Annotated in this window: 25 protein-coding genes and 1 pseudogene; 12 read left to right on the top strand and 14 right to left on the bottom strand. The window is 66.2% G+C overall.

Translation table 11 applies throughout. The features are described 5' to 3' along the window. The first annotated feature begins 824 nt into the window (after positions 1-824). Together HNP47_RS15830 and HNP47_RS15825 are read left to right on the top strand one after the other, a co-directional pair. On the top strand, positions 825-1,088 hold the full coding sequence (locus tag HNP47_RS15830) for a hypothetical protein (protein WP_184280319.1): 264 nt from the start codon (positions 825-827) through the stop codon (positions 1,086-1,088). A gap of 109 nt (positions 1,089-1,197) precedes the next feature. Beyond that, entirely contained in the window at positions 1,198-2,730 is a 1,533-nt protein-coding gene (locus HNP47_RS15825; protein ID WP_184280318.1) for a phospholipase D-like domain-containing protein, read from the top strand. Positions 2,731-2,908: 178 nt separating this feature from the next. Here the strand turns inward: HNP47_RS15825 and HNP47_RS15820 are convergent, their stop codons facing one another. Then, positions 2,909-4,072 carry an MFS transporter gene (locus HNP47_RS15820; RefSeq protein WP_184280317.1) on the bottom strand — a complete coding sequence of 388 codons (1,164 nt, stop codon included), beginning with the start codon at positions 4,070-4,072 and terminating at the stop codon, positions 2,909-2,911. Positions 4,073-4,164: 92 nt separating this feature from the next. Here HNP47_RS15820 and HNP47_RS15815 point away from each other — a divergent pair, with 92 nt between their 5' ends. The 3 genes from HNP47_RS15815 (at position 4,165) to HNP47_RS16460 (ending at position 6,673) form a co-directional block, all read left to right on the top strand. Beyond that, positions 4,165-5,127, top strand: a complete 963-nt coding sequence (locus HNP47_RS15815) for a LysR family transcriptional regulator (RefSeq protein ID WP_184280316.1) — start codon at positions 4,165-4,167, stop codon at positions 5,125-5,127. A 119-nt stretch (positions 5,128-5,246) separates the two neighbouring features. Beyond that, positions 5,247-5,957 carry a cytochrome c oxidase assembly protein gene (locus tag HNP47_RS15810; protein ID WP_221415181.1) on the top strand — a complete coding sequence of 237 codons (711 nt, stop codon included), beginning with the start codon at positions 5,247-5,249 and terminating at the stop codon, positions 5,955-5,957. After that, positions 5,954-6,673 (top strand): cytochrome b, encoded by a 720-nt coding sequence (locus tag HNP47_RS16460; RefSeq protein WP_260394935.1) that lies wholly within the window; start codon positions 5,954-5,956, stop codon positions 6,671-6,673. Before HNP47_RS15810 ends, HNP47_RS16460 begins: the two co-directional genes overlap by 4 nt. A 7-nt stretch (positions 6,674-6,680) precedes the next feature. Here HNP47_RS16460 and HNP47_RS16455 read toward each other — a convergent pair. Then, positions 6,681-7,145 (bottom strand): annotated as a pseudogene (locus HNP47_RS16455) (c-type cytochrome); the annotation flags it as partial. Between the two features lie 226 nt (positions 7,146-7,371). Here HNP47_RS16455 and HNP47_RS15800 point away from each other — a divergent pair. Genes HNP47_RS15800 through HNP47_RS15785 form a run of 4 tightly spaced genes read left to right on the top strand, consistent with a single transcriptional unit; the run spans position 7,372 to position 11,588 of the window. Further along, complete coding sequence (locus HNP47_RS15800; RefSeq protein ID WP_184280314.1) at positions 7,372-7,770, top strand: cytochrome c family protein; 399 nt, start codon at positions 7,372-7,374, stop codon at positions 7,768-7,770. Further along, the gene (gene coxB / locus HNP47_RS15795; protein WP_184280313.1) at positions 7,760-8,737 is read left to right on the top strand and encodes a cytochrome c oxidase subunit II; all 978 of its coding nucleotides are present in this window, start codon (positions 7,760-7,762) and stop codon (positions 8,735-8,737) included. The genes HNP47_RS15800 and coxB overlap by 11 nt, the downstream gene beginning before the upstream one ends. Then, the gene (locus HNP47_RS15790; RefSeq protein WP_184280312.1) at positions 8,734-11,280 is read left to right on the top strand and encodes a cbb3-type cytochrome c oxidase subunit I; all 2,547 of its coding nucleotides are present in this window, start codon (positions 8,734-8,736) and stop codon (positions 11,278-11,280) included. The genes coxB and HNP47_RS15790 overlap by 4 nt, the downstream gene beginning before the upstream one ends. Beyond that, on the top strand, positions 11,277-11,588 hold the full coding sequence (locus tag HNP47_RS15785; RefSeq protein ID WP_184280311.1) for a hypothetical protein: 312 nt from the start codon (positions 11,277-11,279) through the stop codon (positions 11,586-11,588). Before HNP47_RS15790 ends, HNP47_RS15785 begins: the two co-directional genes overlap by 4 nt. Positions 11,589-11,620: 32 nt before the next feature. Here the strand turns inward: HNP47_RS15785 and HNP47_RS15780 are convergent, their stop codons facing one another. The 5 genes from HNP47_RS15780 to HNP47_RS15760 all read right to left on the bottom strand — a co-directional run bounded on the left by HNP47_RS15780 (position 11,621) and on the right by HNP47_RS15760 (position 18,415). Next, on the bottom strand, positions 11,621-13,813 hold the full coding sequence (locus HNP47_RS15780) for a polysaccharide biosynthesis tyrosine autokinase (protein WP_184280310.1): 2,193 nt from the start codon (positions 13,811-13,813) through the stop codon (positions 11,621-11,623). An 81-nt stretch (positions 13,814-13,894) separates the two neighbouring features. Then, on the bottom strand, positions 13,895-15,178 hold the full coding sequence (locus HNP47_RS15775; RefSeq protein WP_184280309.1) for an outer membrane beta-barrel protein: 1,284 nt from the start codon (positions 15,176-15,178) through the stop codon (positions 13,895-13,897). Between the two features lie 21 nt (positions 15,179-15,199). Then, positions 15,200-16,174 (bottom strand): SDR family NAD(P)-dependent oxidoreductase, encoded by a 975-nt coding sequence (locus HNP47_RS15770; RefSeq protein ID WP_409360167.1) that lies wholly within the window; start codon positions 16,172-16,174, stop codon positions 15,200-15,202. Then, on the bottom strand, positions 16,174-17,496 hold the full coding sequence (locus HNP47_RS15765) for a UDP-glucose/GDP-mannose dehydrogenase family protein (RefSeq protein ID WP_184280308.1): 1,323 nt from the start codon (positions 17,494-17,496) through the stop codon (positions 16,174-16,176). The genes HNP47_RS15770 and HNP47_RS15765 overlap by 1 nt, the downstream gene beginning before the upstream one ends. 127 nt (positions 17,497-17,623) lie before the next feature. Next, positions 17,624-18,415 (bottom strand): PhoH family protein, encoded by a 792-nt coding sequence (locus HNP47_RS15760; RefSeq protein WP_091752533.1) that lies wholly within the window; start codon positions 18,413-18,415, stop codon positions 17,624-17,626. A 310-nt stretch (positions 18,416-18,725) separates the two neighbouring features. Here HNP47_RS15760 and HNP47_RS15755 point away from each other — a divergent pair, with 310 nt between their 5' ends. After that, on the top strand, positions 18,726-19,253 hold the full coding sequence (locus HNP47_RS15755) for a gamma carbonic anhydrase family protein (protein ID WP_184280307.1): 528 nt from the start codon (positions 18,726-18,728) through the stop codon (positions 19,251-19,253). Here HNP47_RS15755 and HNP47_RS15750 read toward each other — a convergent pair. The 4 genes from HNP47_RS15750 to HNP47_RS15735 all read right to left on the bottom strand — a co-directional run bounded on the left by HNP47_RS15750 (position 19,248) and on the right by HNP47_RS15735 (position 23,014). Further along, complete coding sequence (locus HNP47_RS15750) at positions 19,248-20,180, bottom strand: bifunctional riboflavin kinase/FAD synthetase (RefSeq protein ID WP_184280306.1); 933 nt, start codon at positions 20,178-20,180, stop codon at positions 19,248-19,250. The two genes, HNP47_RS15755 and HNP47_RS15750, sit on opposite strands and share 6 nt — an antisense overlap. Further along, on the bottom strand, positions 20,180-20,641 hold the full coding sequence (locus HNP47_RS15745; protein WP_017506733.1) for a MaoC family dehydratase: 462 nt from the start codon (positions 20,639-20,641) through the stop codon (positions 20,180-20,182). The genes HNP47_RS15750 and HNP47_RS15745 overlap by 1 nt, the downstream gene beginning before the upstream one ends. 39 nt (positions 20,642-20,680) lie before the next feature. Then, positions 20,681-21,550 (bottom strand): TIGR01459 family HAD-type hydrolase, encoded by an 870-nt coding sequence (locus HNP47_RS15740; RefSeq protein WP_184280305.1) that lies wholly within the window; start codon positions 21,548-21,550, stop codon positions 20,681-20,683. A 192-nt stretch (positions 21,551-21,742) separates the two neighbouring features. Next, positions 21,743-23,014: an EAL domain-containing protein gene (locus HNP47_RS15735; RefSeq protein WP_184280304.1), complete on the bottom strand. Its 1,272-nt coding sequence runs from the start codon at positions 23,012-23,014 to the stop codon at positions 21,743-21,745. A gap of 109 nt (positions 23,015-23,123) precedes the next feature. On the opposite strand from HNP47_RS15735, the gene HNP47_RS15730 reads away from it, so the two are divergent. Together HNP47_RS15730 and HNP47_RS15725 are read left to right on the top strand one after the other, a co-directional pair. Next, positions 23,124-23,894 (top strand): SDR family NAD(P)-dependent oxidoreductase, encoded by a 771-nt coding sequence (locus tag HNP47_RS15730; RefSeq protein WP_055805552.1) that lies wholly within the window; start codon positions 23,124-23,126, stop codon positions 23,892-23,894. Continuing rightward, entirely contained in the window at positions 23,884-24,852 is a 969-nt protein-coding gene (locus HNP47_RS15725; RefSeq protein WP_184280303.1) for a lysophospholipid acyltransferase family protein, read from the top strand. Before HNP47_RS15730 ends, HNP47_RS15725 begins: the two co-directional genes overlap by 11 nt. On the opposite strand, the gene HNP47_RS15720 is transcribed toward HNP47_RS15725, so the two are convergent. From HNP47_RS15720 to HNP47_RS15710, 3 genes are all read right to left on the bottom strand, one after another. Then, positions 24,810-25,316 (bottom strand): response regulator, encoded by a 507-nt coding sequence (locus HNP47_RS15720; protein ID WP_184280302.1) that lies wholly within the window; start codon positions 25,314-25,316, stop codon positions 24,810-24,812. The two genes, HNP47_RS15725 and HNP47_RS15720, sit on opposite strands and share 43 nt — an antisense overlap. Positions 25,317-25,382: 66 nt before the next feature. Next, a complete protein-coding gene (locus HNP47_RS15715; protein ID WP_184280301.1) occupies positions 25,383-26,240 on the bottom strand; it encodes a M23 family metallopeptidase in 858 nt (285 codons plus the stop codon). Continuing rightward, positions 26,237-26,437: a DUF2093 domain-containing protein gene (locus HNP47_RS15710; protein ID WP_184280322.1), complete on the bottom strand. Its 201-nt coding sequence runs from the start codon at positions 26,435-26,437 to the stop codon at positions 26,237-26,239. Before HNP47_RS15710 ends, HNP47_RS15715 begins: the two co-directional genes overlap by 4 nt. Position 26,438: the final 1 nt, after the last annotated feature.

Here is a 26,438-nt window from a genome sequence, read left to right as displayed (position 1 = left end):
GCTGCGCTGACCGGCCTCTTGCCAACCCCGACAACCCCAGCTCAGATCACCAAAGGACTCTCGTTATGGCTGGATGAGAAATGGGGGTCACGTCACTGTCGCTCTCGTCGCCGTATCGGCAGATGCCAGTTTTCCGCCCGATTGTTCTCCCTCAGCCGGCCTGGTGAGTGAAGATGTCGAAGGCCAAGATGGTCCCGCGCTGCTAAATACGCCCCAAGGTCGTCGGGCACGATCCTCTCCAAGTCCACCGGCTGATTTCGGAGCAATGGCTTCTACAACTTCAGGGCGGCTTTTGTGTCTCGCCGGCGCTGGACGACGAGGTCCAACACCTCGCCTTCGTCATCACGGCGCGTCACAGGTACATGCGCTTTCCCCCGATTGAGCAAACGACCTCGTATAGATGCCGGCGCGGAGAGGGGGAGAGGCGAAGTTTCTTCAGCCGCCGTGAGATCTGAGGTCCGCACTTGATCGTCCAGTAGCGGATTGTCTTATAGCTGACGTCGATTCCGCGCGCCGCCATCAGTTTCTCGACTTCGCGAAAGCTGAGGCTGAAGCGAAAGTAAAGCCGCACGGCTTGGCGGATCACCGCCGCAGGGAAGCGATGGCGCTTAAACGCGAGGGTCCTCACAAATTACGATCTCCGGTCAGACCGTTGGGCAGTCGTGAAAGAGAGACTAGCTGGTATTAGAATGACAGCAGCAGACAATGGCGTTCATCTCGCCGATTAAAAAATGTCTGTCGCCTTCGGCAGGCCTTCGCTCTAGCGTGCCGACGCTGTAATCGAAGGCGGATTAGCCGCCCGGTCAGCAAGAGGAAAAAACACTATGCGCATGCTATATATCGCCGCTGCGGCCGCCCTGGCCTTGGCGGCTTGCTCCGAGCGGACCGAGGAAAACGCCGCCGCCACGGCGGAAAACGCGGGCGACACGGTCGCTTCGGCGGCCAGCGACACGGCCGCGAATGCGGACGCCGCCGCTGACGCGACCGCAGATGCAGCCCAGGACGCGGCAGCCAACGCCGACGCCGCCGCCGATACGGCGGCGCGCAAGACTGATGCGGCGGCCGACGCCGCGGCCCGGACCCAGTAAGACCAACGTCGCGACGCTCCCGATGCATTTCGGGAACGTCGCGTCATCTTCGATATGATGTAAGCTGTGCGACCGGCTCATCGGGCGATATTTGTCGGGAGACGTCCACATGCTGGAAGCCGGAACCACCTGCTGGCGCGTCGAAGTCGCGCCTCGCGCCGCGCTGCTGGTGGACATGGAACCTTACCTGGCGGCCGCAAAGGCGGCGATGAGCCAGGCAAGCCAGTCCATCCATTTCCTGAACTGGGCCTTTGATCCCGACACCATCCTGGATCACGAGCCGATTGATGGCTCGGGTCCGCAAACGATCGGCCGCTTTCTCAAGGAACTGTCGCAAGCCCGCCCGGAGCTAGAGATCCGAATACTGTGCTGGAAGTCGCCTGTCGCCGTTGCGGCCACCCAGCGGTTCTTTCCCTGGCGCAGTCGCCGCTTCTTCGCCGATACGCGCGTCGATTTTCGTCTGGACGGAACCTTGCCGCCAGGCGCGTCCCACCATCAGAAGGTCATCATCGTCGATGACGCCGTAGCCTTCTGCGGCAGTTGCGACATCGGTCCCGACCGCTGGGACAGCCCCGAACATCTCCACCCCGACCCCCGTCGCGGCAAGACCGCCAAGGGAACGCCCTGCTACGATTGTCGCCATGAGGTCATGGCGATGGTCGATGGTCCGCCGGCGGCCACTCTTGGTGATCTTTTCCGCGAACGGTGGGTTAGAGCGACCGGAGAGCCGCTTGCCGCCCGGCCTGAAGCGGTTTGCGACGTTTGGCCGGCCGATGTGAAGCCCGATCTGGAAAACGTCGTGATCGGCGTGTCTCGCACCCAGGCGCCGTGGAAAGATTTTCCGGAATTGAGGCAGGGCGAGGCGGCCACCTTGGCCGCGATCGCTGCGGCCAAAACGACCCTCTACATCGAGAACCAGTATTTCACCTCGCCCATCGTCGCGGAGGCCATCGCTCAACGGCTTGATGAAGCCGACGGCCCGGAGGTGATCCTGGTGTCGACCCAGCATTCGCCCAGCTGGTTTGACCAGATGACCATGGACAAGACGCGCTCGGCCTTTCTGAAACGGCTAGAAGACGCGGATCGGCATGGGCGGTTCAGCGCCTACAGCCCCGTCACGCGCAACGGCCGGATCATCATCGTCCACGCCAAGCTCGCCGTTGTCGACGACCGTTTCGTGCGTATCGGATCCAGCAACGTCAACAATCGGTCCCAGGGCTTCGACAGCGAATGCGACCTGACCCTGGATGCGGGATCGGACCCTGAAGCGGCGGGAGGGGCGTGTATTGGCGTATTTCGTAACCGGCTGATTGCGCACTGGCTGGGGTGCGAGGAGATGCAGGTTAGCCAGGCCGTCACGACCCATGGCGGCGTCAGTGCGGCCATCGAACATCTGCGCGACGAAGGATTGGACCGTCTGCGCCCGCTTCGATCACGCCATCACGGCGCCTTTTCCCAGTTCGTCGCGAAACATCACCTGGGCGATCCAATTTCGGCAGCGGACAGCCTGCGACCGTGGCGGCGACCGGCGCAGATGCGACACAAGCTTGCTGCGGCGGCGCATCGGCTGGTCCGTGCGGACATTGCGGCCCCCGAAGTGCCGCTCGGCGGTCCGGTCGAACCGGACCTCAGTCAGGACTAGCCATTGGCGCTCGCGCCTTCGATCAGCCGGCCGCGGAAGCCTGGATCGAGCGCGGGGCGCGAAATGGGCGCCTTGATCAGCCACGCCGTTTTTCAGAACGCCGTCGACGTTCGCCCATTACTGCGCGAACACAGCCGCCAAAGCGCCGGCAACGACAACAGCTAACTGGCGGAGCTCCCTATTCGGCTGTGACCATGACGGCTGGTCGGCGTGACATCAGCACGATCATCAGTAGACCGAGGGCGGACGCGCCGGCGCCGGCCAGAGCAACGGCCGGATAGCCGAGGCCGCCGGCGATGACGGCGCCGCCCAGCGCGGCCCCGATGGCGTTGCCGAGATTGAAGGCGCCGATGTTGACAGCCGAAGCCAGGTTCGGGGCGTCACGCGCTGCATCCATCACGCGAACCTGAAGCGGCGGCACGAGCGCAAAGCTGGCGATGCCCCACAGGAAGATGAGAACGGCGCTTATGCTGGCCAGAGGCATGGCCACAGCGAAGGTCAGCAGGACGAGCGACAGGCCGGCGAGGGTGACGATCAGCGTGCGATCGACGGAACGGTCGGCAAACTTGCCGCCGATCCAGTTGCCGACGGTCAGCCCCAGCCCATAGAGGACGAGCATCGCGGTGACGAAACCCAGCGACGCACCGGTCTGTTCGCGCAGGATCGGGGCGATGTAGGTGAAGACGGTGAACATGGCGCTGGAGCCGATAACCGTCAGGGCCAAGGCCGACAGGACGCGTCCGCGGCCCAACACGCGCAGTTCAGCCAACATGTCGCCGGCGGCAGGTGCGGCGGCTTTCGGCAGGGTCAGGGCGAGGGCCGCCATCACCATAACGCCGATCATCGCAATGCCCCAGAAGCTGGCCCGCCATCCCAAGGTTTCCCCAGCCCAGGTGGCCAGAGGCACGCCCACGACATTGGCGATGGTCAAGCCCATGAACATGGCAGCCACCGCCCCGGCCTTGCGGTCCGGCGGCACCAAGCCGGCCGCGACAATGGCGCCGACCCCAAAGAAGGCGCCATGGTTCAGCGACGTGATGATCCGCGCGATCATCAGCAGGGCGTAGTTGTCAGCCAGCGCAGACAGCGCATTGCCAATCGTGAAGATGCCGGCGAGCCCGATGAGCAGAGTGCGGCGCGGAACGCGGCCTGTGGCCAAGGTCATCAAGGGCGCGCCCAAGACGACGCCCAGTGCGTAGGCGCTGATCAGCAGGCCGGCCGATGGAATGGACACGCCCAGATCGGTTGCGATGACGGGCAACAGCCCCATGGGGGCGAACTCGGTCACGCCGATCCCGAACGCGCCGGCGGCGAGCGCCAGCAGGGGAGGGTTAAGTTTCATAGGATGGAAATCCGCAGACTAACAAGACTTGCGCACAGATGGACGCGACCGTTCCCAGCGGTTAGGCCTTCCGAAAGCGAAGGATTTTTGAAATGCACGCAAAGGCGCCGTCAGCGGGCGCGGATCGCGCCCGCGACATGGAAGTGTTCGCAGCCGTGGCTGCGTCCGGCAGCTTTTCAGGGGCCGGTCGGGTTCTGGGGCTGACGCCATCGGCCGTGAGCCGAACGATCGATCGGATCGAGGCGCGACTGGGCGTGCGGCTTGTTCTCCGAACAACCCGCGCCTTGACCTTGACGGTAGAGGGCCAGGCCTATCTCAGCGCCGCACGGAGAATCGTCGCCGACCTGGATGAGGCTGAGCAGTCCATCTCGGACCAGGGGGCGCCGCAGGGACGCCTGAGGGTTAGCGCATCCCTGGCGCACGGTCGGCAGGTGGTCGTGCCGTTGATCGGCGCGTTCGTGGCGCGCTACCCGCAAATCCTCGTCGATATCAATCTGACGGATACGGTCGTGGATGTCGCGGCTGGACAGGCCGATGTCGCCATTCGCTTCGGACCGTTGCTGGACAGTCCGCTGACGGCGCGACGGCTGGGTGAGACAGGACGAACGATCGTGGCGTCGCCGACCTATCTCGCGCGTCGCGGCGTACCGCGCGTGCCCGAGGACCTGCACCAACATGACTGTCTGAACTTCAACTTCCGAAGGTTGGAGCCCGTGTGGCCGTTTCGACGGGAGGGTCGTGACTATGCGCTGACGGTTCGCGGCCCCGTGGAAGCGAACAATGGCGAGAGCCTGACGCAACTTGCGCTGGCCGGCGTCGGCGTAACGCGCGTGGGCAACTTCAGCGTCGCCGACGCCATCGCGAAGGGTGAGCTCGTGCCGCTGCTCGAAGAATTCAACCCTGGCGACCGCGAGCCCATCCATGCCGTCTTTGTCGGCGGGGCCAGCGTGCCCGCTCGCATCCGGGTGTTTGTCGACTTCTTGGTCGATCAACTGCGGACGGGGTCGGTCACAAAAGATACCGCCGAATTCACCGCCACTTCTGCAAAGGGCTGATCGCGGCAAATCGTCGTAGAAATGATGCATGCGGAACCGTCACCGCAGGCTTGGCTTTTCCCTCTTACCGGGATCAGGAGATACGGGATGGGGCGGATGACAGGGCCGGGGGTAAAGGTTTGAGTTGGACGCCCTATTGCGGTCCCGCGCCGGCTTTCGGCGAGTGGCGCTGGAACCTTGATCCGATCTTGCTGGCCGTCCTCGTTGCAGCTGCGGGCCTCGTCCTTTGGCGGCTGGAAGGGCGACGGCGCGGCTATGGTCTGGCGGCCGTCGCTGTTTTAGCCGTTGGATTTGTGTCCCCACTGTGCGCCCTTAGCTCGGCGCTGTTCTCCGCCAGGACGGTGCATCATGTGCTGTTGGTCGGCGTCGCCGCGCCGTTGCTGGCGGCGGCCTTGCCGGTAAGACGATACGGGTCGCTGATCCTGGCGACGGCGGTGCAGGCGGTGGTGTTCTGGGCCTGGCATGCGCCTGACGCCTATGGCGCCGCCCTGTCGAACGATGCGGTCTATTGGGTGATGCAGATCAGTCTCCTGGCGAGCGCCGTCTGGTTCTGGTGCGCGGCGCGGTCGGCGTCTGCGCCGGCGGCGGTCATCGCTCTGTTGGCGGCCATGCTGGCGATGGGGTTGCTCGGCGCGGTGCTGACCTTTGCGGGGCAGGCCGTCTATGCGCCCCATGCCTATTCGACCCTGGCCTGGGGCATGACGCCGCTCGAGGATCAGCAGGCGGCTGGACTGATCATGTGGGCGCCGGCCGCGGCGCTGTATCTGTTCGCCGCCTTGTGGCGGCTGGGGCGGATGATCGGCCCCGACGCCGAGGCGCATCCGGCATGATCGAAAAACTGTTCAGGCAGCTGCTGGAATGGGCGGCGGGTCACCATGACGAGGGCCGCTATTCGCCCGTCGGCATCGGCTTTCATTGGGTGATGGCGGGGTTGGTGATCTTCCAGCTCGGCTGGGGCTGGTGGATGGGGCGACAGCCGGTGGGCGGCGCCATGATGGGCGCCTACGACCTGCATTTTGCGATCGGCGTGCTGATGCTGATTCTGGTGATCGGCCGGCTGTCGTGGCGACTGCTGGCGCCCGACCTGATCAACGATGCGGACAAGCCGGGTTGGGAGAGCATGGCCGCCCATGTGACCCACTATGTCTTCTACATCTGCCTGTTCGGCCTGCCGCTGTCGGGCTGGGCCATGATTTCGGCGACGGATCGGACGCGGCAGCTGGAGACGTTGGGCTTCATCAAATGGCCGCTGCTTCCGCTGCAGGATCTGTCGAACACCCAGCTATGGGCGATCGAGGCGGCGGCGGAATGGATGCACTGGGGCCTGGTCATCACCCTGCTGCTGATGATCCCGATCCACGCCGGCGCCGCGCTCAAGCACCATCTGATCGATAGGGACGACGTGTTTCACGCGATGCTGCCGGTCGTGCCGAAGCTTCGACCGAAGCGGACCCGGTGGCAGCGGCGCTGGCGCGCGTTGGAGAAGCGGGTTGCGTCGACAGCCAGGACGCTATGGCGCGGGCTTCTGGGTCCGAAAGCGATTTGACGGCGGCGGCCATGACGCCGCGCGGGTCGTTGCGGCGTTTGCCCGCTTTCCAGCGGTCGATCTGTTCAAGCGTATAGGCGGCGGGCTGGCCGGCGATCTGCGGATTGCCGCCTTGGCCCGAGCCTTGACCCCGGCCGCCGTGACATGAGGCGCAGGCGACGATGCCGCGCGAACGGTCGCCGTTCAGATAGATGGCGGGCGCAGGCGCCATCGACGCGGGCCTTTGCGTCGGCGGCGCGGGCAGGGTGGCGTAGTAGGCGGCGACCTCGCGTCGGCCCTGCTGGTCCAAGGCCTTGGCGATGCGGGTCATGGCGTCGTCGGGACGCAGGCCCGATGCATAGTCTTCCAACTGCTTTTGCAGATAGCCGGCGTCCAGGCCCGCCAGGCGCGGGGCGGCGACCCCATCCCCGCCGCCGTCCAGGCCGTGACAGGCAAAGCAGGCGTTGGCCGCCCCGCCGGCGCCGCCGCTCATGGCGATGACCTGACCATTCGCCGTGAAGGTGCGATCCGTCTGGCCCGGCGTGGAGTCGCAGGCGGCCAGGCCGGTCAGCAGAACAAGGACGGAAAGGGAGGCGCGCACGGCGGTGCAACACCTGCTTATGGCGAAGGTTCCTTGCGGCGATGCGCCGAGGCTCCATGTCGCAGTCGGGAACCTCCTTCCAACAAGAGGATTGCTCTGGCGAAGCTTTGGGGGGCGGATGGGTTTTCGGACAACGGGCGAGGCGATGGGACGACGGGCGGCGGCCTGCACGCTGGCGCTCGCCCTATGCGCCTGCGTGGACAAGTCCGACCTGCCTCGGCCGGTGGTTCAGGCCGATGCGGCCGCTGGATTGGCGGTGATCAAGGAGGTCGGTTGCGCCGCTTGTCACCGGATACCCGGCGTCGCCTGGCCCGAGGGTCGGTCCGGCTCGAACTTTGCGGGGTTCGGCGCGCGCCCCTTGATCGCCGGACGCCTGCCGAACCAGCCCGATGTCCTGATCCGCTGGCTGATCGACGCGCCGTCGATGGACCCCGGAACCGCCATGCCGCCCATGCCCCTGACGCAAGACCAAGCCCGCGACGTCGCGGCCTATCTGTACACGCTCGATGAAGACTGACGCCCCTCCCGGAATCGCCGGCTGGCCGCCGCCCGTGCTGGATCCGGCCGGGCCTTTCGCCGGACCGATCCAGACCGTGGCCTGGGTGCTGTTCATCATGGCGGCGGTGGTCATGGTCGTGGTGGCCGGGGCGCTCGGCATCGCCCTGTTCGGGCCGCGCAAGTGGAAGCGCCGGGTCGGCGGCGAGCGGCTGATCTGGATCGCCGGTTTGGCCTTTCCGGTGGTCGTGCTGACGGGCCTGCTGATCTATGGGCTGACCACGACGGCGCGGGTGGCCGATGCGCCAAAGGCCGGCGAGATGCGGGTGCGCGTCACGGGCGAGATGTGGTGGTGGCGCGTCGCCTATCTGGACGACCAAGGCCGCGAGATCGTCCAGGATGCCAACGAGGTTCACATCCCCGCCGGGCAGCCGGTGGTGTTCGAACTGGAAAGCGCGGACGTGATCCACAGCTTTTGGGTGCCGCGCCTGGGCGGCAAGACCGACATGATCCCCGGCCGTCGCAACTTCATGCGGCTGCAGGCCGATGCGCCCGGGACCTACGGCGGACAGTGCGCCGAATATTGCGGCGGGCCGCACGCCCTGATGGGGCTGGTGGTCGTGGCCCATGCGCCGGACGACTATGCCGCCTGGTTGGCGCGTCAGTCGCGGCCGGCGGCCGTCGTGCCCTCGGCTCAGGGGCCGCTCGCCTTGATCGAACAGGGGCGCAACGTCTTCGCCGCCTCGGGCTGCGCCGCGTGTCACACCATTCGCGGGACCGAGGCGAATGGTTTAGCCGGACCTGACCTGACCCATGTCGGATCGCGCCAGACCCTGGGCGCCGGCATCCTGCCGAACAATCAGGGGACGATGGCCGGCTGGATTTCGGACAGCCAGAGCCTGAAGCCTGGCAACCGGATGCCGTCCTATGCGGTCCTGTCGGGTCAGGACGTGCGCGCCGTCGCCGCCTATCTGGAAAGCCTGAAATGAGTTCGGAAACCGGGTTCGATCCCGAACTCTACAAACGCTTCCCCACCACCGAAGCCCGGCCCGAGGGCGAGCTGGAGCAGCTCGACGAGGTCTGGTGCGGCCCGCGGCGGCCGTGGGAGTGGATCACCGCGATCAACAACAACTACATCGGCGTCTATTACGTCGGCGCGGCCATGCTGTTCTTTGTGTTGGCAGGCGTCCTGGCGCTGTTGATGCGCACGCAGCTGGCCCTGCCGATGACCGGCTTCCTGGCGCAGGAGACCTACAACCAGATCTTCACCATGCACGGCACGGTGATGATGTTCCTGTTCGCAGTGCCAGCGGTCGAGGCGTTGGGCGTGCTGTTGCTGCCGCAGATGCTGGGGGCGCGCGATCTGCCGTTCCCGAGGCTGAGCGCCTACGCCTTCTGGGCCTATCTGGTCGGGGGGCTCTGCTTCTTCGCCTCGCTGTTCTTCGGCCTGGCGCCGAATGGCGGCTGGTTCATGTATCCGCCGCTGACGTCGACAACTTACTCGCCGGGGATCAACGCCGACTTCTGGCTGCTGGGCATCGGCTTCATCGAGATTTCGGCCATCGCCGGCGCCATCGAGATCATCGTCGGAGTGCTGAAGACGCGGACGCCGGGCATGACGCTGGACAAGCTGCCGATCTTCGCCTGGGCCATGCTGATCTTCGCCTGCATGATCATCATCGCCTTCCCGTCGATCATCCTGTCGACCCTGCTGCTGGAGCTGGAACGCGCGCTGGGCTGGCCCTTCTTCGATGCGGCCAAGGGCGGCGACCCCATGCTGTGGCAGCATCTGTTCTGGTTCTTCGGCCACCCCGAGGTCTACATCATCTTCCTGCCGGCGGCGGGGGCGATGTCGACCCTGATCCCGGCTGTCGCCCAGACCAAGCTGGTCGGTTATCGGCTGGTGGTCCTGGCCATGCTGGCGACCGGCTTCATCAGCTTTGGCGTCTGGGCGCACCACATGTTCACCACGGGCATGCCGCAAATCTCGATCAACTATTTCAGCGCCGCCTCCATGGCCGTCAGCGTGCCGGCGGGGGTGCAGGTCTTCGCCTGGATCGCCACCCTTGCGGCGGGCAAGATGCGATTCAACACGCCCGGCCTGTTCGCAGTCGGGGGGCTGGTGATCTTCGTCATGGGCGGGCTGACCGGGGTGATGGTCGCCATGGTGCCGTTCGACTGGCAGGCCCACGACAGCTATTTCATCGTCGCCCACCTGCATTACGTCCTGATCGGCGGGATGGTCTTCCCGCTGTTCGCCGCCATCTACTACTGGACGCCGATGTCCAGCAGTCGGCCGCTCAGCGAGCGGTGGGGCAAGTGGATCTTCTGGCTGATGTTCGTCGGCCACAACGTGACCTTCATGCCGATGCACCTGACCGGGCTGATGGGCATGCCGCGCCGGGTCTATACCTATCTGCCGGATCGGGGCTGGGACCTGCCCAATATGATCTCGACCGTCGGCTCCTTCATGTTCGGCCTGGCGGTGGTGTTGTGGATGATCGACATGATCCGCAACTTCCGGCCCTTCGGCGAGAAGGACGCGGGGAATGTCTTCGGCGGGCCGGGGCTGGAGTGGCTGCCCTCTGGCCGCTACTCGCTGCGGTCCGTCCCGGTGATCAAGAGCCTGTATCCAGTGTGGGACCAGCCCAATCTGGCGCGCGACGTCGAGGCCGGCCGCTACTTCCTGCCCGGCGCACCGCGTGGCGAGCGTGAGACCATGATCACCAGTCCGATCAACGCCGAACCTCAATATCTCCAGCGGATGCCCCGGCCGTCCAGCTGGTATGTCTGGGGCGCGATCTTCACCGCCGGCTTCTTTTTGATCCTGACGATCCAGGCCTACGTCGCATCCTTGGTCAGCGGCGTTCTGGCGGTCTACTGCATCCTCAAATGGTGCTGGGGACTGGATCGCCCCAGCGGTCCAGCGACGGTGGACGTCGGCGGGGGCGTGCGACTGCCGACGTATGTGTCCGGCCCCAGCAGTCACGGCTGGTGGGCGATGGTCATCACCTTGATCGTGTCGGGCATGGTCGCGATCATGGCCTGCTTCTCCTACGTCTTCCTGTGGAGCCGGCGGCCAGACCTGTGGCAGGCGCCGCCCGAGATCGGCTCTCTGCCATTAACCCTGGGTCTGCTGGCGGCCGCCGGGATCGGCGCCTGGGCGTCTCAAGGCGCCCTGAAGCTCGACCGGCCCCGCAGCGCTGGCATCGCCGCCATTCTGATGCTGGCCGCCACTGTGGCGGCGGGCGGCGCCTTTGCGGCCGAGGCCTCGGCTTGGTGGAGCTCGGGCCTTCGCCCCGACGACTCCAGCCAGGGCGCGACCGTCTATGCGCTGTTGGCCTGGCAGGGGACATTCGTCGGCATTTCACTATTGATGGGGCCGTTCGTCCTGCTGCGCTGGCTTTGCCGCCTGGTGTCGCCGCGCTATCCGGCGACGTTCGAAGTGGTCGCCCTTTTCGTGGCCTTCACGGCGGTTCAGGGCGCAGCGACGACCCTTCTGATCCGCCTGTTCCCGGGCGTCGGCGCATGAGGTTCTGGCTGTTGATGCTGGGCGGGCTCCTGATCTGGGCCGCCCATTTCATGGGCCTGTATCTGCTGTCCAGCGCCGCCGACGTGGCGCGCGGGGATGCCGGCGCCTGGAACATTTTCGGGCTGACTTTCAGCGCCCTCTGTCTGGCAACTATTGGCGCCCTATGTTGGAAATGCCTGATTGCCTTGCGTGAAAAGCCGGAAGCGACACGGTCCTTCGGCTTGCGCCTGGCGATCGCCGGGGGCCTGCTCGGTGCAATCGGAGTTGTGTTTCAAACTCTGGTGCTTGTCGTCGATGGTAAGACGTGAAGCTGGTTTAGCGGCCTGATCTCTACCTTAAATCATGCCGCATAGTATTTTCGGTAGGCGCGGTAGTCGTAGCCGGCGTGGCCATAGTCTTGGCCTGACTGCGCCCGGACATCGAGCTGGCTCAAGGTGACGCCGAGGGGGCGGGCGCCGGTTTGATGCAGGATGCGCAAAGCGGCGGCGACGACGCGCGACGGGGTCTTTCGCCAGCGGGCCAGCAGGATGACGGAGTCGGCCTTGGCTGACAGGATGCGGGCGTCGGCGAGGACCAGGACGGGCGCCGTGTCGATGACGATCAGGTCGAAGGTCTGACGCAGTTCGTCGAGCAGGGCGGTCATCGGCGGGGCGCCGAACAGGTCGTCGGCCGACAGGCCAGATCCCGATAGGGGCAGAACCTGTGCGCCGGAGGCCGGGTCCAGCACCAGGACGTTTCGCCAGGCCGCCGCGCCATGGAGGACCTCGGCCAGGCCGTGGTCAGGGTTCAGGCCCAGCATTCGCGTCACGCCGCGCCGACGCGGGTCGCCGTCGATCAACAGCACGCGTCCGCCGGAGCGCGCGGCGACGCGGGCTAGGCAGACGGCTGTGGTGGTCTTGCCTTCGCCGGGAAGGGCGGAGGTGACGGCGACGATGCGCGCGGACGGTTCGCCCACGACGCTGACGATGGGGGTGATCGAAGTGCGCAGCGCCCGGAAAGCCTCGGCGAAGACCGACAGCGGCCGTTGGACGACGAGATCGATCGGGTGAAGCGTCTGATCCTCCGCCGTCGCCACCGATGAGGCGAGGGGAACGGCGCCGACGGCGCCGACGCCCAGCCTGCGCTCGATGTCATCTGGGCCGCTGAGGCCTGTCTGCATGGCGTTGGCGATGATGACGGCCCCGGTTGCCGCCGCCGCGCCGAGCATCAGGCTGAGCGCCAGGCTGATCATCAGGTTCGGTGCGCTCTGCGCGGTCGGAGGCGTGGCGCGCGAGACGATGCGGGCGTCCGCCTGCTCGACGCCGGTCTGGGCGCTGGTCTCGCGATAGCGATCCAGGAAGGCGCGGTAGATGGCGCGGGCGGCTTCGGCCTCGCCCTCCAGTTCGCGCAGGCGCACCGAGGCGGCGTTGTTGTCGGCCAAGGCGCCGCGCGCGGCGTCCAGGCTGGACTGGACCGAGGCGGCGCGTTGGCGGGCGACCTGAGCCTGGGCGTCCAGGTTGGAGACGACACGGCGTATCTCGGCCTGGATCTGGGCGTCGATGTCGGCCAACTCCTGACGGGCGCGGATCATGTCGGGGTGCAGCGGGCCATAACGGACCGACAGATCCGCGACGCGCGTGCTGATCGCGGCGCGCTGGGCGCGCAGATTCTGAACCACGGGCGAGGAGAGGGCCTCGCCCACATCGTCGCCGTTCGAACCGGCCGCCATCTGAGAGCGGGCGGTGCGCAGGCGGGCGTCCTGTTCGGCCTGCTGTGCGCGGGCCAGGGCGAGTTGCTGGTTGTAGGCCGAAATCTCCTGCTCGGTCAGGGTGGCGCCCTGGGCGCTGAGCAGGCCATTGTCGATCCGGTAGGCCGAGACGGCGGCGTCGGCGGCCTCGACCTGGCGGCGCAGATCTTCCAGCCGTGCGCCCAGGAAGGTGTTGGCCTGGGCGTTGGCGTCGAACTTGGCGGTGAGTTGAGACTGGAGATAGGCCTCGGCGAAGGCGTTGGCGATGCGGGCCGCTTTGGTCGGGTCTTCGGAGGTGAAGCTGATTGCCATCGAATAGGTCAGGCCGACGCGGCGCACGGTCAGGCGTCGCCGGACGGCGTCGATAACCTGTTGGAGTTCGATCTGGCCATCCGTCGGCGTAGGCGCGGCGCGCGGCAGATGTTTGGTGAGGGGCGAGGATCGCAGGCGGGCGTTGAACTCGGGATCGCGGATCAGATCCAGCGTCTGCACGACCTGGGCGGCAAGCTGGGGTGACTTCAGAACCTCGACCTCGGTGTCGACAATGGCCGCCTCGGCGTCGAGCGCCGACAGCACGGCCTGTCCCGCCACGACCTGTTCCTTGCGGGTGTTGATCTGAAGGCTGGCGGTCGCGGTATAGACCGGCGGCTGGCCCAGCATCAGTGCCAGCACGATCAAGCAGACGACGGCTGCGACCGCGGTGAACAGACCGAGACGACGGCGGAAGGCGGTGATCAGGGCGTGGAGGTCGATGGCGTCGTCCGCCGGTTGGGCGGGACCGCCGATCGTGGGGTCGTGGTGGGTCATCGCGCCATCGAACGGTGATCGTCCCGTCCAGTCGTGCGATGATGACTTCAGGTTGTCAATCTTCGCGCTGCGGCCGTGCCGTCAGAACTGCGAAACGACCGCGATGGACAGGCGCGTCGAGCGATAGCTCGGCCCTGCAGCAGCGCCGGACGAGGATTGGTCGAGATAAGCCAGGCCGCCGGTCAGGCCATAGCGACGGCTGAGGCGATAGACGGCGCTGAAACCCGCAGTAAAGCGCGTGTCGATGCGGTCGAGGCCGTTGTGGTCGTCTTCGCTCCACGCCGTTTCCGCTGTCAGGATCAGGTTGCGCAGCAGTTCGTGGTCCACGCTGATCGACAGGTCGGTGCGCAGGGCGCCGGCCGAGCCGACCGCGCCGGTATCCTCGACGCTGCGCGCGGCGGTGGCTGTCAGAGTCGTCAGTTGCGTTGGAAACCACGACAGGCGCACACGACCGCCGAAGGCGTCGAGATCGCCATAGGCTGCGTCCTGAAAATCCTGGCGGATGTATCCGGCGGCGACCTCGCCCCGGATCAGCGCGCCCAGCTCAAAGTTTACGCCAGCCAAGGCTTCATTGCCGGAAGAGGATCGTTCGGGCGACCCTGCCACCGTGCGATAGTCGCGGTCGTCGCGGGCGAGCTGGACGAACAAGGCCGTCGCGGGAGAGAGGGCGTAGTCGGCGCGGCCGGTCAGGCGGACGACCGTGCGATCACGGTCGTCCTGTTCGATGACGGCGCCGGCGTCGCTCAGCCCATCGCGGTAGTCATAGCGAAGAACGGCGGCCTTGGCCGACAGGCGCAATGGACCCCGTGTGCGCGTCGCCGCCAGCGAGGCGGAGGCCAGGTCGAAGGCGATCGGGCGGCGAGCGGCGGGATCGGCGCCGGCGGCGGTGCGGGCCTCGTGATCGTGGGCGTAGTCGGCGGCCAAGGTGATGTCGACGCCTCGAACGATGTCGAGACGGCCGGCGCCGCTCAGGCTCCAGTCAGTCGTGTTCTCGCTGTCGAAGTCGAGGTTGCGATCGATCTCGGCGCGGGCGCGGGTTTCGAGCGCATGACGCGACCCGTTGGATCGGACGACGACTTCAGGCGTCAGGCGCAGGGTGGTTGCAGGCTGACGGTCGTCTTTGGCCGCAAAGACATTGTCGTCATGGACGACGCCCGACCGAAGCCGGGGAAAGACTGTGAAACCGCCGGCCCGGATGCCGAGCGGATCATAGGCGGGTTGCGGCCGGTCACGCACGGCGACCGCCCGGCTGCGAACGAAGAGGTCGATTTGCGCGTCCTGGGCCGAGCGCAAAGCCTGGGCCGAGGCGTCGGTTGCGCCGAACAGCATCAGGGCGACGCCGGCTGGCAGGATTTCGCGTCGCATCGGCCCCCCAGCCTTCTTGCGTCAACCGTTCTCGTATTGACGCCACCAGGTGACGAACTTTTCCAGTCCGATCTTCAGCGGGACCTTGGGCTGATAACCGCACAGGGCGTTCAGCTTGGAAATGTCCGCATAGGTGGCGGTGACGTCGCCGGGCTGCATCGGCCGCATGATCTTGTTCGCGCTGACGCCCAGCGCGGTTTCCAGCGTGGAGATCATCTCCATCAGGCCGACGGGTTGGCTGTCGCCGATGTTGTAGACCTCGTGAACGCCCTGCACCGGAGGTCGGTCGAGCACGGCGACCACGCCATCGACGATGTCGTCGATATAGGTGAAGTCGCGCGCCATCTTGCCTTCGCCATAGACCTCGATCGGCTCGCCGCGCACGATCTTCTGGGTGAAGCTGAAATAGGCCATGTCGGGCCGGCCCCAGGGTCCATAGACGGTGAAGAAGCGCAGGCCCGATTGCGGGAAACCATAGAGCTTGGCGTAGCTCTGGCTCATCAGTTCGCAAGACCGTTTGGTGGCGGCGTAGAGCGACACCGGGTGGACGGTCGGATCGTCCTCTCGGAAGCCCGAACCCTCCAGAGGCCGGTCGCCATAGACAGAACTGGACGAGGCATAGACCAGGTGGGTCACGTCATTGTGCCGCGCGGCCTCCAGCATCGACAGATGGCCGGCCAGGTTCGAACGCTCATAGGCGAAGGGGTTTTCGAGGGAGTAGCGGACCCCGGCCTGGGCCGCGAGGTGGACGATCCGCTTGACCCCGGCGTCCGCGACCAACGCACGCATCTGCGCGTGGTCGGCGATGTCGGCGCGCACCATGCGAAAGCCGTCGCGGCCTTCCAGCCGGGCGGCGCGGGCCGCCTTCAGGCGCGGATCGTAGTAGTCGTTGAAGACATCGACGCCGATCACCTGCTCGCCCCGGTCCAGCAACCGCTCGGCGACGTGCATGCCGATGAAGCCGGCCGCACCCGTGACGAGGATCGGCGACCTCATCAGCCGCGCCCGATGCCCATGTAGCGGAAGCCGCGGCTCTTCATGTCCTCGGGCCGATAGATGTTGCGCAGATCGACCAGGACCGGCTGTTTCATCAGCAGCTTGATGCGGTCCAGATCCAGGGCGCGGAACTGATCCCATTCGGTGACAAGGACGACGGCGTCGGCGCCGACGACGGCGTCATAGGCGCTGTCCTTCATCTGTATGTCCGGCAACAGCTTGGCGGCCTCGTGCATGCCTTCGGGATCGAAGGCCTGGACGGTCGCACCGGCGGCGATCAAAGCAGGCGCGATGTCCAGCGACGGGGCGTCACGCATGTCGTCGGTGTTCGGCTTGAACGTCAGACCCAGAAGGGCGACGGTCTTGCCCTGGACGCTGGTGCCCAAGGTTGCAGCGACGCGGTCGGCCATGGCTTTCTTGCGGGCGTCGTTGACCTCGACCGTGGCCTCGATCAGCTTTGTCGGCGCGCCATACTGCTGGGCGGTGCGGACCAGGGCGATGGTGTCCTTGGGGAAGCACGAGCCGCCATAGCCGGGGCCGGCGTGCAGGAACTTCGAGCCGATCCGCTTGTCCAGGCCGATGCCGCGCGCGACCTGCTGGACGTCGGCGCCGACGGCTTCGCACAGGTCGGCCATCTCGTTGATGAAGGTGATCTTCATCGCCAGGAAGGCGTTGGCGGCGTATTTGATCAGCTCGGACGTGCGACGGCCCACGAACAGCAGTGGGCTCTCGTTCAGGTTCAGCGGACGATAGAGTTCGCTCATGACCTTCTGCGCGCGGCCGCCGACGTCGCCGGTCATGTCGTCGATGCCAATGACGACGCGGTCCGGGCGTTTGAAGTCGCCGATGGCGGCGCCTTCACGCAGGAATTCGGGGTTGGAGACGACGGCGAAGTCGGCATTCGGATTGGTCTTGCGGATAATCGCCTCGACCTCGTCGCCCGTGCCGACCGGGACGGTCGACTTGGTGACCACGACCGTGAAGCCTTCGATCAGACCGGCGATCTCCTCGGCGGCGGCGTGGACGTAGGACAGGTCGGCATGGCCGTCGCCGCGACGCGTCGGCGTGCCCACGGCGATGAAGACGGCGTCCGCCCGGCGAATAGCCTCTGCGCCGTCCAGCGTGAAGAACAGTCGACCTTCGCGCACATTGGCGGCGACCAGATCATCGAGCCCCGGCTCATAGATCGGGATTTCGCCCCGCTCCAACCGCTCGATCTTGGACGGGTCCTTGTCGATGCAGGTGACGACATGGCCGAAGTCGGCGAAACAGGCGCCGGACACCAGGCCCACATAGCCCGTCCCAATCATCGCTACGCGCATCGAAATCCCTCATCAGCCGCGAGCCGACCTTTAGCGGTGCGGTGCGCCCGGGGACAATGGCTTTTGGTTTCGCGGTGCAACGGGTCTGCAGCCGACGCCGTAGAACGTCGGCTGCAGGATTGAGGCTCTAGAGGACGCCGATCATCGAGGCGACCAGCGGGTGACGCACGATGTCGCGCTCGGCCAGGCGCACCACGGCGATGTCCGGTACGGCCTCCAGTCGCGCCGAGATGTCCGACAGGCCCGAGATGCCAGGCAGCAGGTCCGACTGCTGCGGGTCGCCGGTAACCACCATGGTCGAATGCCAGCCCAGGCGGGTCAGCAGCATCTTCAGCTGGACGTAGGTGCAGTTCTGCGCCTCGTCTACGACGATGAAGGCGTTGTTCAGGGTGCGGCCGCGCATATAGCCGACCGGCGCGATCTCGATCAGGCCTTCGGCCATCAGCGCCTTGACCCGCTTCATCGACAGACGATCGGACAGGGCGTCGTAGAGCGGGCGCAGATAGGGCGCCAGCTTGTCTTCCATGTCGCCGGGCAGAAAGCCGATGGATTCGCCGGCCTCGACAGCAGGGCGGCTGAGAACGATGCGGCCGACCTTGCCAGCCTCCAACGCCTCGACCGCCTTGGCGACGGCGAGGTAGGTCTTGCCGGTGCCTGCGGGACCCAGCGCCATGACCAGGTTGTGGTGGTCGATGGCCTCCATCAACTCGCCCTGGCCCTCGGACTTGGGCTTCAACGTCTTCAGATAGCCCTGGTCGCGGTCATCGTTCGAAGGATAGGGCGACCAACCCGACCTTTCATTATGGGGCGCATGGAGCCGACGAACTTTCGACTCCTCCATGAAATCACGCGAATCCAGGATTCCGTGTTCACGCGTTTGACGCTTGGTTGCAGCACGCTTGGTCATGGACGCCTCCAGGGCATGAAAAAAGGCGGACCCGAACGGGCGCCGCCTTGGATGGTCTTGGGGAGGAAGAGGTCGCGGCCTGCAGAGCAGCGGCCCGGATCGACAGCAGGGCCGTCTGCAACGGGGTGCGCCCGCCGCCGAACAACCGAACCAGGATCCCAACGCGCCACGCGAAAGCCCCGACCTGATGACCGGATCGGGCTTGATCCGGTTTCGGATCCGGGGCCGAAATGGCGACCCACGAATCGCATCAACAGAATGATGCTATCGTGGTTAGCGATCCGTTAAAGCCCTCGTTTTTCAAAGATTAGGCGGTGTACAGATGACCATTTACGCTTTGGGCGACAGCAAACCACAGCTTCCGCCGCAGGGCGAATACTGGGTGGCGCCAAGCGCATCGGTGATAGGGAATGTGATTCTCCATTCCAACGCCAGTGTCTGGTTCGGCGCCGTGTTGCGCGGGGACAACGATCCCATCACAGTGGGGCCTGACAGCAACATTCAGGACGGCAGCGTGCTGCACACCGACATGGGGTCGCCGCTGACGCTGGGGCGCGGCGTGACGGTGGGACACAAGGCCATGCTGCATGGCTGCGAGGTCGGGGACTATAGCCTGATCGGCATCGGGGCGGTGGTGCTGAACGGGGTCAAGATCGGTCGGAACTGCATCATCGGGGCCAACGCGCTGCTCACCGAGGGCAAGATCATCCCGGACAACAGTCTGGTGGTGGGCCAGCCCGGCAAGGTGGTGCGGGAGCGTGACCCGGCGCACATCGCCGTGCTGCAAATGTCGGCCGAACACTATGTGCAGAACTGGAAGCGGTTCGCTGGGGAGCTTCGGCCTTTATGAGCGGCTGAGGACGGCCCGCGCCGCCGCCGCGTCGGCGTCGATCTGGGTCTTCAGGGCGTCGAGACCGTCGAAGGTCTCCTCGCCGCGCAGCCAGGCGACTAGTTCGGTGTCCAGCGTCTGGCCGTAGAGGTCGCCGTCGAAATCGAACAGCCAGACCTCCATCAGCGGGGTCTCCAACGCATACATGGGACGCACGCCCAGGCTGGCCACGCCGTCGACCACCCGCCCGTCCGGCAATCGGCTGCGGGTCGCATAGACGCCGTAGGCGGGGCGCATGTAGTCGCCGAGCGCGACGTTGGCGGTCGGCACGCCGATGGTGCGGCCGCGCTTGTCGCCGTGGATCACCTCGCCCCGAATAGCGAAGGGGCGGCCCAGGATGGCGGCGGCGCGGGCCATGTCGCCGGCCTTCAGCGCCTCGCGCACGGCGCTGGACGACAGTTTCAAGCCGTCCGCGTCGTCAAGCCGTTCGGCGACCGAGACGGTGAAGCCCAGCCGCTCGCCGTAGGCGCGCAAGGCCTCGGGCGAGCCGGATCGGCCCTTGCCGAAGGTGAAGTCGAACCCGACGGCGGCGTGGCGAATGCCCAGACCCTCGGCCAGCACCCGTTCGGCGAAGGCGGCGTCGGTCATGCCGGCCATCTCAGCGTCGAAGGGCAGAAGATACGGGATGTCCACACCCAGCGGCGCCAGGGCTTCGGCCATCTGGTCGGCCGTCATCAGTCGAAAGGGCGCGGCGTCCTTCTGGAACCAGCGGCGGGGATGAGGATCGAAGCTGACGACGCCCAGCGGCGCGCCCAGCCGTTCTGCTGCGTCGCGTGCGCCGGTGATCACGGCCTGATGGCCGCGATGCACGCCGTCGAAGGCGCCGACGGCGACCGCCGCGCCCTTCAGCGCGTCCCGCAGGTCGCGCCAGTCGCGGACGATTTGCATCAACGCTGGGACGGTTTGCGACGACGGGGAACGCGGACGACCGCGACGCCGTCCATGATCATCGTCTCGCCGACGAAGCCCTCGCAGCTGAGCTTGACCCGTGCGCTCTCGGGCTCGACCTCGATCACGGTGATCAGGATACGCACGACGTCGTCGATCCGCACCGGCTGATGGAAGGCCAGGGTCTGGGAAATGTAGATCGACCCCGCCCCCGGCAGGATGGTGCCAACCACGGCCGATCCGAACGAGGCGCTGAGCAGGCCGTGGGCGATCCGGCCGCGATAGGCGGTCTTGGAGGCGAACGCCTCGTCCAGATGCACCGGGTTGAAATCGTCGGACGCCTCGGCGAACAGCCGAATGCGGTCCTCCGTCGCGACGACGATTTTCTCGGCCGCCATGCCGACGTGAAGTTCGTCCAGGATGTAACCACCGGACGGATGCTGCTGAACCAATTCGACCATGGATGAGGCTTTAGCGGCGGTGCGACAAAATGGCGAGCCTTACCAGTTCAGTTCGAGCGCGGCGTATCGCGCATAGGTCGTCTCCGCCTTCAGCAGGGCTGCGGCGCGGGCCGGATCGAGCGCGCCTTCTTCGCCCTTGGCTTGGTCGCCGTGGATACCCTGGGCGATGAACAGGCAGTCCAGCCCTTGCGCGTTTGCGCCCATCACGTCGGTGACGACGCCGTCGCCGATGCACAGGATGCGTGAGCGATCGACGGGGCGGCCCAGCAGGCCTTCCGCCTCCTTGATCGCCAGATCATAGATCGGGGCGAAGGGCTTGCCCGCCATCACGACCCGGCCGCCCTGCGATTCATAGAGGTCGGCCAGCGATCCGCCGCAGTAGATCAGCTGGTCGCCGCGCTGCACGACGCGGTCGGGATTGGCGCAGATCAGTTCGATGTCGCGTGCGGCGCCGACGGCGAACCGCTCACGATAGTCTTCGGGTGTCTCGACCGTGTCGTCCACGGGGCCAGTGACGGAGATGAAGGCGGCGTCCTCAGGCGACGCGGCGCGCTCGAGGCCAAGGCCCGTGTACAGGGGCGCGTCACGTTCGGGACCGACGATCCAGGCGGGCCCGGGCGCGCGCCTGGCCAGTTCGGCGCGGGTCGCGTCGCCGGAGGTGACGAAGGCCTTCCACGCCTCGCGCGGCACCCCCAGCCCGTCCAGCTGAGTGATCACGTCCGAGGCTGGGCGGGGCGAGTTGGAGATCAGCACCACGTGGCCGCCCTCGCGGTTGAACCGGGTCAGCGCCTCGCACGGGCCAGCCCAGCTTTCGCGGCCATTATGGATCACGCCCCAGACGTCGCAGAGCAGGATGTCATAATCGCCGGCGACGGCGCCGAGGTGGGGCAGGGCGTGGGGGAGAGTCATGGGACTTTGGTAGCCGCTACGACGCAGAGGCGAAAGTCTCCTCCCCATGAAATGGGGAGGGGGACCGCGAAGCGGTGGAGGGGTTCTTGAAATTGGCTCGGCGCCTGTCGTGGGGGAAGAACCCCTCCGTCGCGGCGCGAAGGGGCGCCGCGCCACCTCCCCGCAAAGCGGGGAGGAAACGGGACAGTGGCTCTAGTAGCGCCTGCGCTGCTCGGCGCTGCGCAGGGTGGAGCGCAGGAACTCGGCCGGGGGGTCGGTTTCGGCCAAAACCTGTTCCTTGATGGCGCGGGGTTCGCCGAAGAGGTGGCCTTGGCCCATGCCGACGTCCAGTTCGAGGATATCGACGACCTGGCGTTCGTTCTCGACCTTTTCGGCGATGACCTCGACGCCGTAGCGGCGGGTCAGGGCGGCGAAGTCGGCGGCCTGGATGTCGGGCATGGAGCGCAGGGGTGCGCCGCCGTCCAGGTCCAGCAGTTGTTCGATCATCAGGTCGGCCGCGACCTTGATGAACTTAACGTCCGAGCGTTGCAGGTCGGCGAAGTCGAGGTCCAGCGTCTGCACCTTGTCCAGCGAGAAGCGGAAGCCCAGGTCGGCCAGCTTGGCCATGTTGCGCGCCTCGATGGCGCCGCGCGCGTCGAACGTCGCCTGGCCCAGTTCGAAGATCAGCGCCTGGTTCAGGTCGCGGTTCTCGCTGAGGAAGTCCAGGAACTGCGGGAAGAAGGTCTCGTCGCCCAGCGAGGTCAGGGCCACGTTGCAGAAGACGCCGACCTTGCGGTCCTGACGCGCCAGACGCCGCACGATCTGGGCGCACCTGAACAGCAGCAGATTGTCGATCGCCGGCACCAGGCCCTCGCCCTCTGCCAAAGACAGATATTCCGCCGGCATCATGACACGGTCGGTGGAGTCGCGCAGCCGGGTGAAGCTCTCGTAGAAGATCGTCCGGCGCTGGGGCAGGGAGACGACCGGCTGGAGGTATAGATCGACGCGCCCTTCGCTGAGCGCCTCGTGAATGGTGCGCAGCAGGACGTTCGACTGCGCCATGCGACGGCCCTCGAAGGTCTCGACACCGATATGCGGCGCGGCGGCCAGGCGTTCGTCGATGCTTTCGCTCATCTGCTGGACCAGGGATTCCAGCATCCGGACTTCGCCGGTCAGCGCATCGGTGTCGGACAGGACGCCGGTCTCGATGGCGTGCGCCAGTTCGGTCAGGGCGCCCTGGGTCGATTCCATCGCATCGGCGAGCAGGCGGTGGGCCTCGCGAACCTGGCCGATTTCCTTTTTCAGGACGCGGCGCTCGGCGATGCCTGTGACGATGCCGTGGAAGGCGCCCAACAGGCCCAGTGCGCCGAGCGTTCCGGCCACGCCTGCGCCGATCCCTAGGCCCGCGCGCCACAGAAAGGCGCCTACGGTCATGCCGAGGAACAGATAGGCGAAGTAGAGAAAGCCCGTTGTTACGTTGCGCATCGGCTGGCGGTCGGCCACTCCCGGATGGAATCGCCTGAGTATCAGGCTATCAATGTCATTCGGCTAGAGCGGGGCTGCAAATATCCCCGCCAAACCTACGGGAAACGCAATGGAACTGTTCGATCTGACCGGCAAGGTCGCAATCATCACCGGCTCATCGCGGGGAATCGGCAAGGCCATCGCCGAACGGCTGGCCGAACACGGCGCCAAGGTCGTCATCTCGTCACGCAAGGCCGGGCCGTGCGACGAAGTCGCCGCCGAGATCAACGGCAAGTACGGCGAGGGTCGGGCCATTGCGGTGCCGGCCAACATCGCCTCGAAGGAAGACCTGCAGCGGCTGGTCGATGAGACCAACGCCGCCTTCGGCCAGATCGACATCCTGGTCTGCAACGCCGCGACCAATCCCTATGCCGGGCCGATGGCGGGCATCGCCGACGACCAGTTCGAGAAGATCCTGCAGAATAACGTCATCTCGAACCACTGGCTGATCCAGATGGTCGCGCCCCAGATGGTGGAGCGGAAAGACGGGGCGATCCTGGTGATCTCGTCCATCGGCGGGCTTCGCGGCAACGCGCTGATCGGCGCCTACAATATCTCCAAGGCGGCGGACATGCAGCTGGTGCGCAATCTGGCGGTGGAGTGGGGGCCGTCGAACGTGCGGGTCAACTGCATCGCGCCCGGGCTGGTTCAGACCGATTTCGCCAAATATCTGTGGGAGAACCCCGAGCTGTTGAAACAGGTCACCGAGCCGGCGCCGCTGAAAAGGATCGGCCAGCCCGATGAAATCGCGGGCACGGCGGTCTATCTGTGCAGCCCTGCGTCGGCCTATGTGACCGGCCAGACCCTTGTGGTGGACGGTGGATTGACGATTGCCTGGTGAAGACACGCGCTCAAGCAGCCCGAAGGGCGGTAGCGCAAAAGAGTGGAAGCAGGATTTCGCATGGCGCCTGGAGGCCTTCGGCTTCCAGGCGCTGTTCGGCTTTCTGCGCTTGCTGGGCGTCGAGCGGGCGTCGGGGTTGGGCGGCTGGCTGCTGCGCACCCTGGGGCCGCTGACCGGCACGCAGAAGACGGTGATGCGCAATCTGCGCATCGCCTTTCCCGACATGCCGGCCGCTGAGCGCGAGGCGTTGGCGCTGGCGCAGTGGGCCCAGACGGGCCGGACCTTCGCCGAGCTGGCGGTCATGGATCATCTGACGCCCGAGGGCGGGCGGGTCGAGGTGGTCGGGATGGAGCGGCTGCAAACCCTGCGCGACAGCGGCAAGCCGGCCGTTTTGATCTCAGGCCATCTGGCCAACTTCGAGGTGATGGCGGCGGTGATCATGGCCTCGGGCGTACCGTGTCAGGTGACCTATCGCGCCGCCAATAATCCGTACGTCGACGCCTTGATCCGCCAGAGCCGGGAGCGTTACGGCATCCGCCTGTTCGCGCCCAAGGGCGACGGGACGCGCGAACTGATGGCGGGGATGAAGCGCGGCGATTCCATCGCCCTGCTGGTGGATCAGAAATACAATCAGGGGCCAGAGGTGGAGTTCTTCGGCCAGCCGGTGAACGCCTCGCCGGGGGCGGCGAGGCTGGCGTTGAAGTTCGACACGGTCATGCTGCCGCTGTCGGTGGTGCGCCTGCCGGGCGTGCGGTTCCGGGTGACGGCGCACGAGCCGATCGTGGTCAATCAAAGCGAGGACAAGGCGGCCGATACGCTGGCCGGCATCCAGGCCGCCAATCGCTTCGTCGAGGACCGGGTGAAAGAGCATCCCGTGGACTGGTTCTGGGTCCACAAGCGTTGGCCGGACAAGGTCTATGCGGCGTTGGACCGCGAGGCGTCCGATCCTCGACGGTGAGGCCCGGCGTAGTCGGGCGTATCGCGGCGGCGACGGCAGGGGCCGATATATCCATCGGCCTTGATGAAGGGGCGGGGCCGCATGATGACGGCGTTCAGCCGATCCAGCACGGCCTTGGCGGTGATCGGCTTGACGATGAACTCGGTCACCCCGGCGTCGCGGGCCTCGTAGACGCGGCTGCGTTCGGAATGGCCGGTCATCATGATGATCGGCAGAAACGGATTGGGGCTGTCGGGGCTGGTGCGGACCAGGCGCGTGAACTCGACCCCGTCCAGCGGGAACATGTTGAAATCGACGATGGCCAGATCGATCGCGTGGCGACGCAGCAGGTCGAAGGCGGTCGCGCCCTCAGCCGCCTCATAGACGTTGCGGATGTCGGCCGAATGCAGCACGGCGGCAGCGATGGCGCGCATATTCTGATTGTCGTCCACCAGCAGGACGTTCAGCGATTTCAGAGAGAACATCGGGCCCCGCCAGATCTTTGATCGAGGCTAAGAGGATATTCGTAGTCTCGCAAGAGGAGCCTTTGATCAGGCTAGACTTTCTGGAACACGCGCCCCGATCATGAGTGACGGATCCAGGTTGCGATCGCGCCATTTCATGCGCCAACACAGGTGCGGGCCGGTGGCGCGGCCGGTCATGCCGACGCGGCCGAGCGGATCACCGCGCCGGACGCGCTGGCCCAGCGCCACGTCCAGCCGCGACTGATGCAGATAGCAGCTGATCAGGCCCTGGCCGTGGTCGATCAGGGTCAGGCCGCCTTCGAAATGCATGTCGGGGCGGACGAAGGCGATGCGGCCCTCGGCGGGGGCGCGGATGACGCTGCCCTGGGGAGCGGCCAGGTCGATGCCGTAGTGCGGCCGGGCGGGCGTTCCGTTCAGGACGCGCTGGGCGCCCCAGGCGCTGGAGACCCGGTAGCTCTCCAGCGGCCAGATGAAGCCGTCCTTGAAATCGTCGGAGTCGATGCGGCTGGCGAAGCCTTCGGTCTTCAGCGAGATCTCGTGCTGGATGCGGGCCAGGAGAGCGGGGTCGCTGGGCTCGACGGTCGAGGGCGGCAGGCCGTTCACGCTGGTCGAGGGAAAGGCGTAGGGGGCGATGTCGAGCGTACGACGGGCGGACCGGCCCCCGGCCCGGGCCTCGACCTGGGTGGTCGGACCGGCGTCGCGGTCGAAGCCGATCACGAAGAGGCCGTCGGTCGAAGCGGTGGTCAGTGCCTCGCCATCGACGAAGATCAGGGCGCGCGGCGCAGTGCGGCCGAAGGCGTAGCCGCCCTGACGCCAGGCGCCGTTCAGGGTCAGCGGCAGGGCGTTGCGATCTTCAGCCATCAGCGGCGCGGCGATCAGGCTGGCGCCCGCGCCGGTCAGCAGGGCGCGGCGCGACGGGATCATGTGGCGGCTTGCATCGACGCGATGAATTCGGCGGGACCGAAATAGGGCTGCTGACGGCTGGGGCTCCAGTAGCGGAGGACTTCCAGCGGAATCGGTTTGTCCGTGACGGCGCAGCGCACGAAGCGGCCGGGCTTCAGGACGGCGAATTCGCCGTCGCCATAGTGAAGAACGGCCTGATCTGCGGCGATTTTGTCCATG

Origin of the sequence: Brevundimonas vesicularis (assembly GCF_014204545.1) — a bacterium.
Classification (GTDB): Bacteria; Pseudomonadota; Alphaproteobacteria; order Caulobacterales; family Caulobacteraceae; genus Brevundimonas; species Brevundimonas vesicularis_B.
Note: the sequence above shows the minus strand (reverse complement) of the source record. Positions and strands in the feature narration are given on the sequence as shown.

What these genes read in the sequence shown, in the direction of transcription:
- HNP47_RS15755 (WP_184280307.1), top strand. Translation starts at nt 18,726, where the DNA reads ATGACCATTTACGCTTTGGGCGACAGCAAACCACAGCTTCCGCCGCAG.
- HNP47_RS15715 (WP_184280301.1), bottom strand. Translation starts at nt 26,240, where the DNA reads ATGATCCCGTCGCGCCGCGCCCTGCTGACCGGCGCGGGCGCCAGCCTG.
- coxB (WP_184280313.1), top strand. Translation starts at nt 7,760, where the DNA reads ATGAAGACTGACGCCCCTCCCGGAATCGCCGGCTGGCCGCCGCCCGTG.
- HNP47_RS15815 (WP_184280316.1), top strand. Translation starts at nt 4,165, where the DNA reads ATGCACGCAAAGGCGCCGTCAGCGGGCGCGGATCGCGCCCGCGACATG.
- HNP47_RS15785 (WP_184280311.1), top strand. Translation starts at nt 11,277, where the DNA reads ATGAGGTTCTGGCTGTTGATGCTGGGCGGGCTCCTGATCTGGGCCGCC.
- HNP47_RS15775 (WP_184280309.1), bottom strand. Translation starts at nt 15,178, where the DNA reads ATGCGACGCGAAATCCTGCCAGCCGGCGTCGCCCTGATGCTGTTCGGC.
- HNP47_RS15825 (WP_184280318.1), top strand. Translation starts at nt 1,198, where the DNA reads ATGCTGGAAGCCGGAACCACCTGCTGGCGCGTCGAAGTCGCGCCTCGC.
- HNP47_RS16460 (WP_260394935.1), top strand. Translation starts at nt 5,954, where the DNA reads ATGATCGAAAAACTGTTCAGGCAGCTGCTGGAATGGGCGGCGGGTCAC.
- HNP47_RS15750 (WP_184280306.1), bottom strand. Translation starts at nt 20,180, where the DNA reads ATGCAAATCGTCCGCGACTGGCGCGACCTGCGGGACGCGCTGAAGGGC.
- HNP47_RS15765 (WP_184280308.1), bottom strand. Translation starts at nt 17,496, where the DNA reads ATGCGCGTAGCGATGATTGGGACGGGCTATGTGGGCCTGGTGTCCGGC.
- HNP47_RS15800 (WP_184280314.1), top strand. Translation starts at nt 7,372, where the DNA reads ATGGGTTTTCGGACAACGGGCGAGGCGATGGGACGACGGGCGGCGGCC.
- HNP47_RS15770 (WP_409360167.1), bottom strand. Translation starts at nt 16,174, where the DNA reads ATGAGGTCGCCGATCCTCGTCACGGGTGCGGCCGGCTTCATCGGCATG.
- HNP47_RS15710 (WP_184280322.1), bottom strand. Translation starts at nt 26,437, where the DNA reads ATGGACAAAATCGCCGCAGATCAGGCCGTTCTTCACTATGGCGACGGC.
- HNP47_RS15780 (WP_184280310.1), bottom strand. Translation starts at nt 13,813, where the DNA reads ATGACCCACCACGACCCCACGATCGGCGGTCCCGCCCAACCGGCGGAC.
- HNP47_RS15790 (WP_184280312.1), top strand. Translation starts at nt 8,734, where the DNA reads ATGAGTTCGGAAACCGGGTTCGATCCCGAACTCTACAAACGCTTCCCC.
- HNP47_RS15720 (WP_184280302.1), bottom strand. Translation starts at nt 25,316, where the DNA reads ATGTTCTCTCTGAAATCGCTGAACGTCCTGCTGGTGGACGACAATCAG.
- HNP47_RS15830 (WP_184280319.1), top strand. Translation starts at nt 825, where the DNA reads ATGCGCATGCTATATATCGCCGCTGCGGCCGCCCTGGCCTTGGCGGCT.
- HNP47_RS15745 (WP_017506733.1), bottom strand. Translation starts at nt 20,641, where the DNA reads ATGGTCGAATTGGTTCAGCAGCATCCGTCCGGTGGTTACATCCTGGAC.
- HNP47_RS15820 (WP_184280317.1), bottom strand. Translation starts at nt 4,072, where the DNA reads ATGAAACTTAACCCTCCCCTGCTGGCGCTCGCCGCCGGCGCGTTCGGG.
- HNP47_RS15735 (WP_184280304.1), bottom strand. Translation starts at nt 23,014, where the DNA reads ATGCGCAACGTAACAACGGGCTTTCTCTACTTCGCCTATCTGTTCCTC.
- HNP47_RS15740 (WP_184280305.1), bottom strand. Translation starts at nt 21,550, where the DNA reads ATGACTCTCCCCCACGCCCTGCCCCACCTCGGCGCCGTCGCCGGCGAT.
- HNP47_RS15730 (WP_055805552.1), top strand. Translation starts at nt 23,124, where the DNA reads ATGGAACTGTTCGATCTGACCGGCAAGGTCGCAATCATCACCGGCTCA.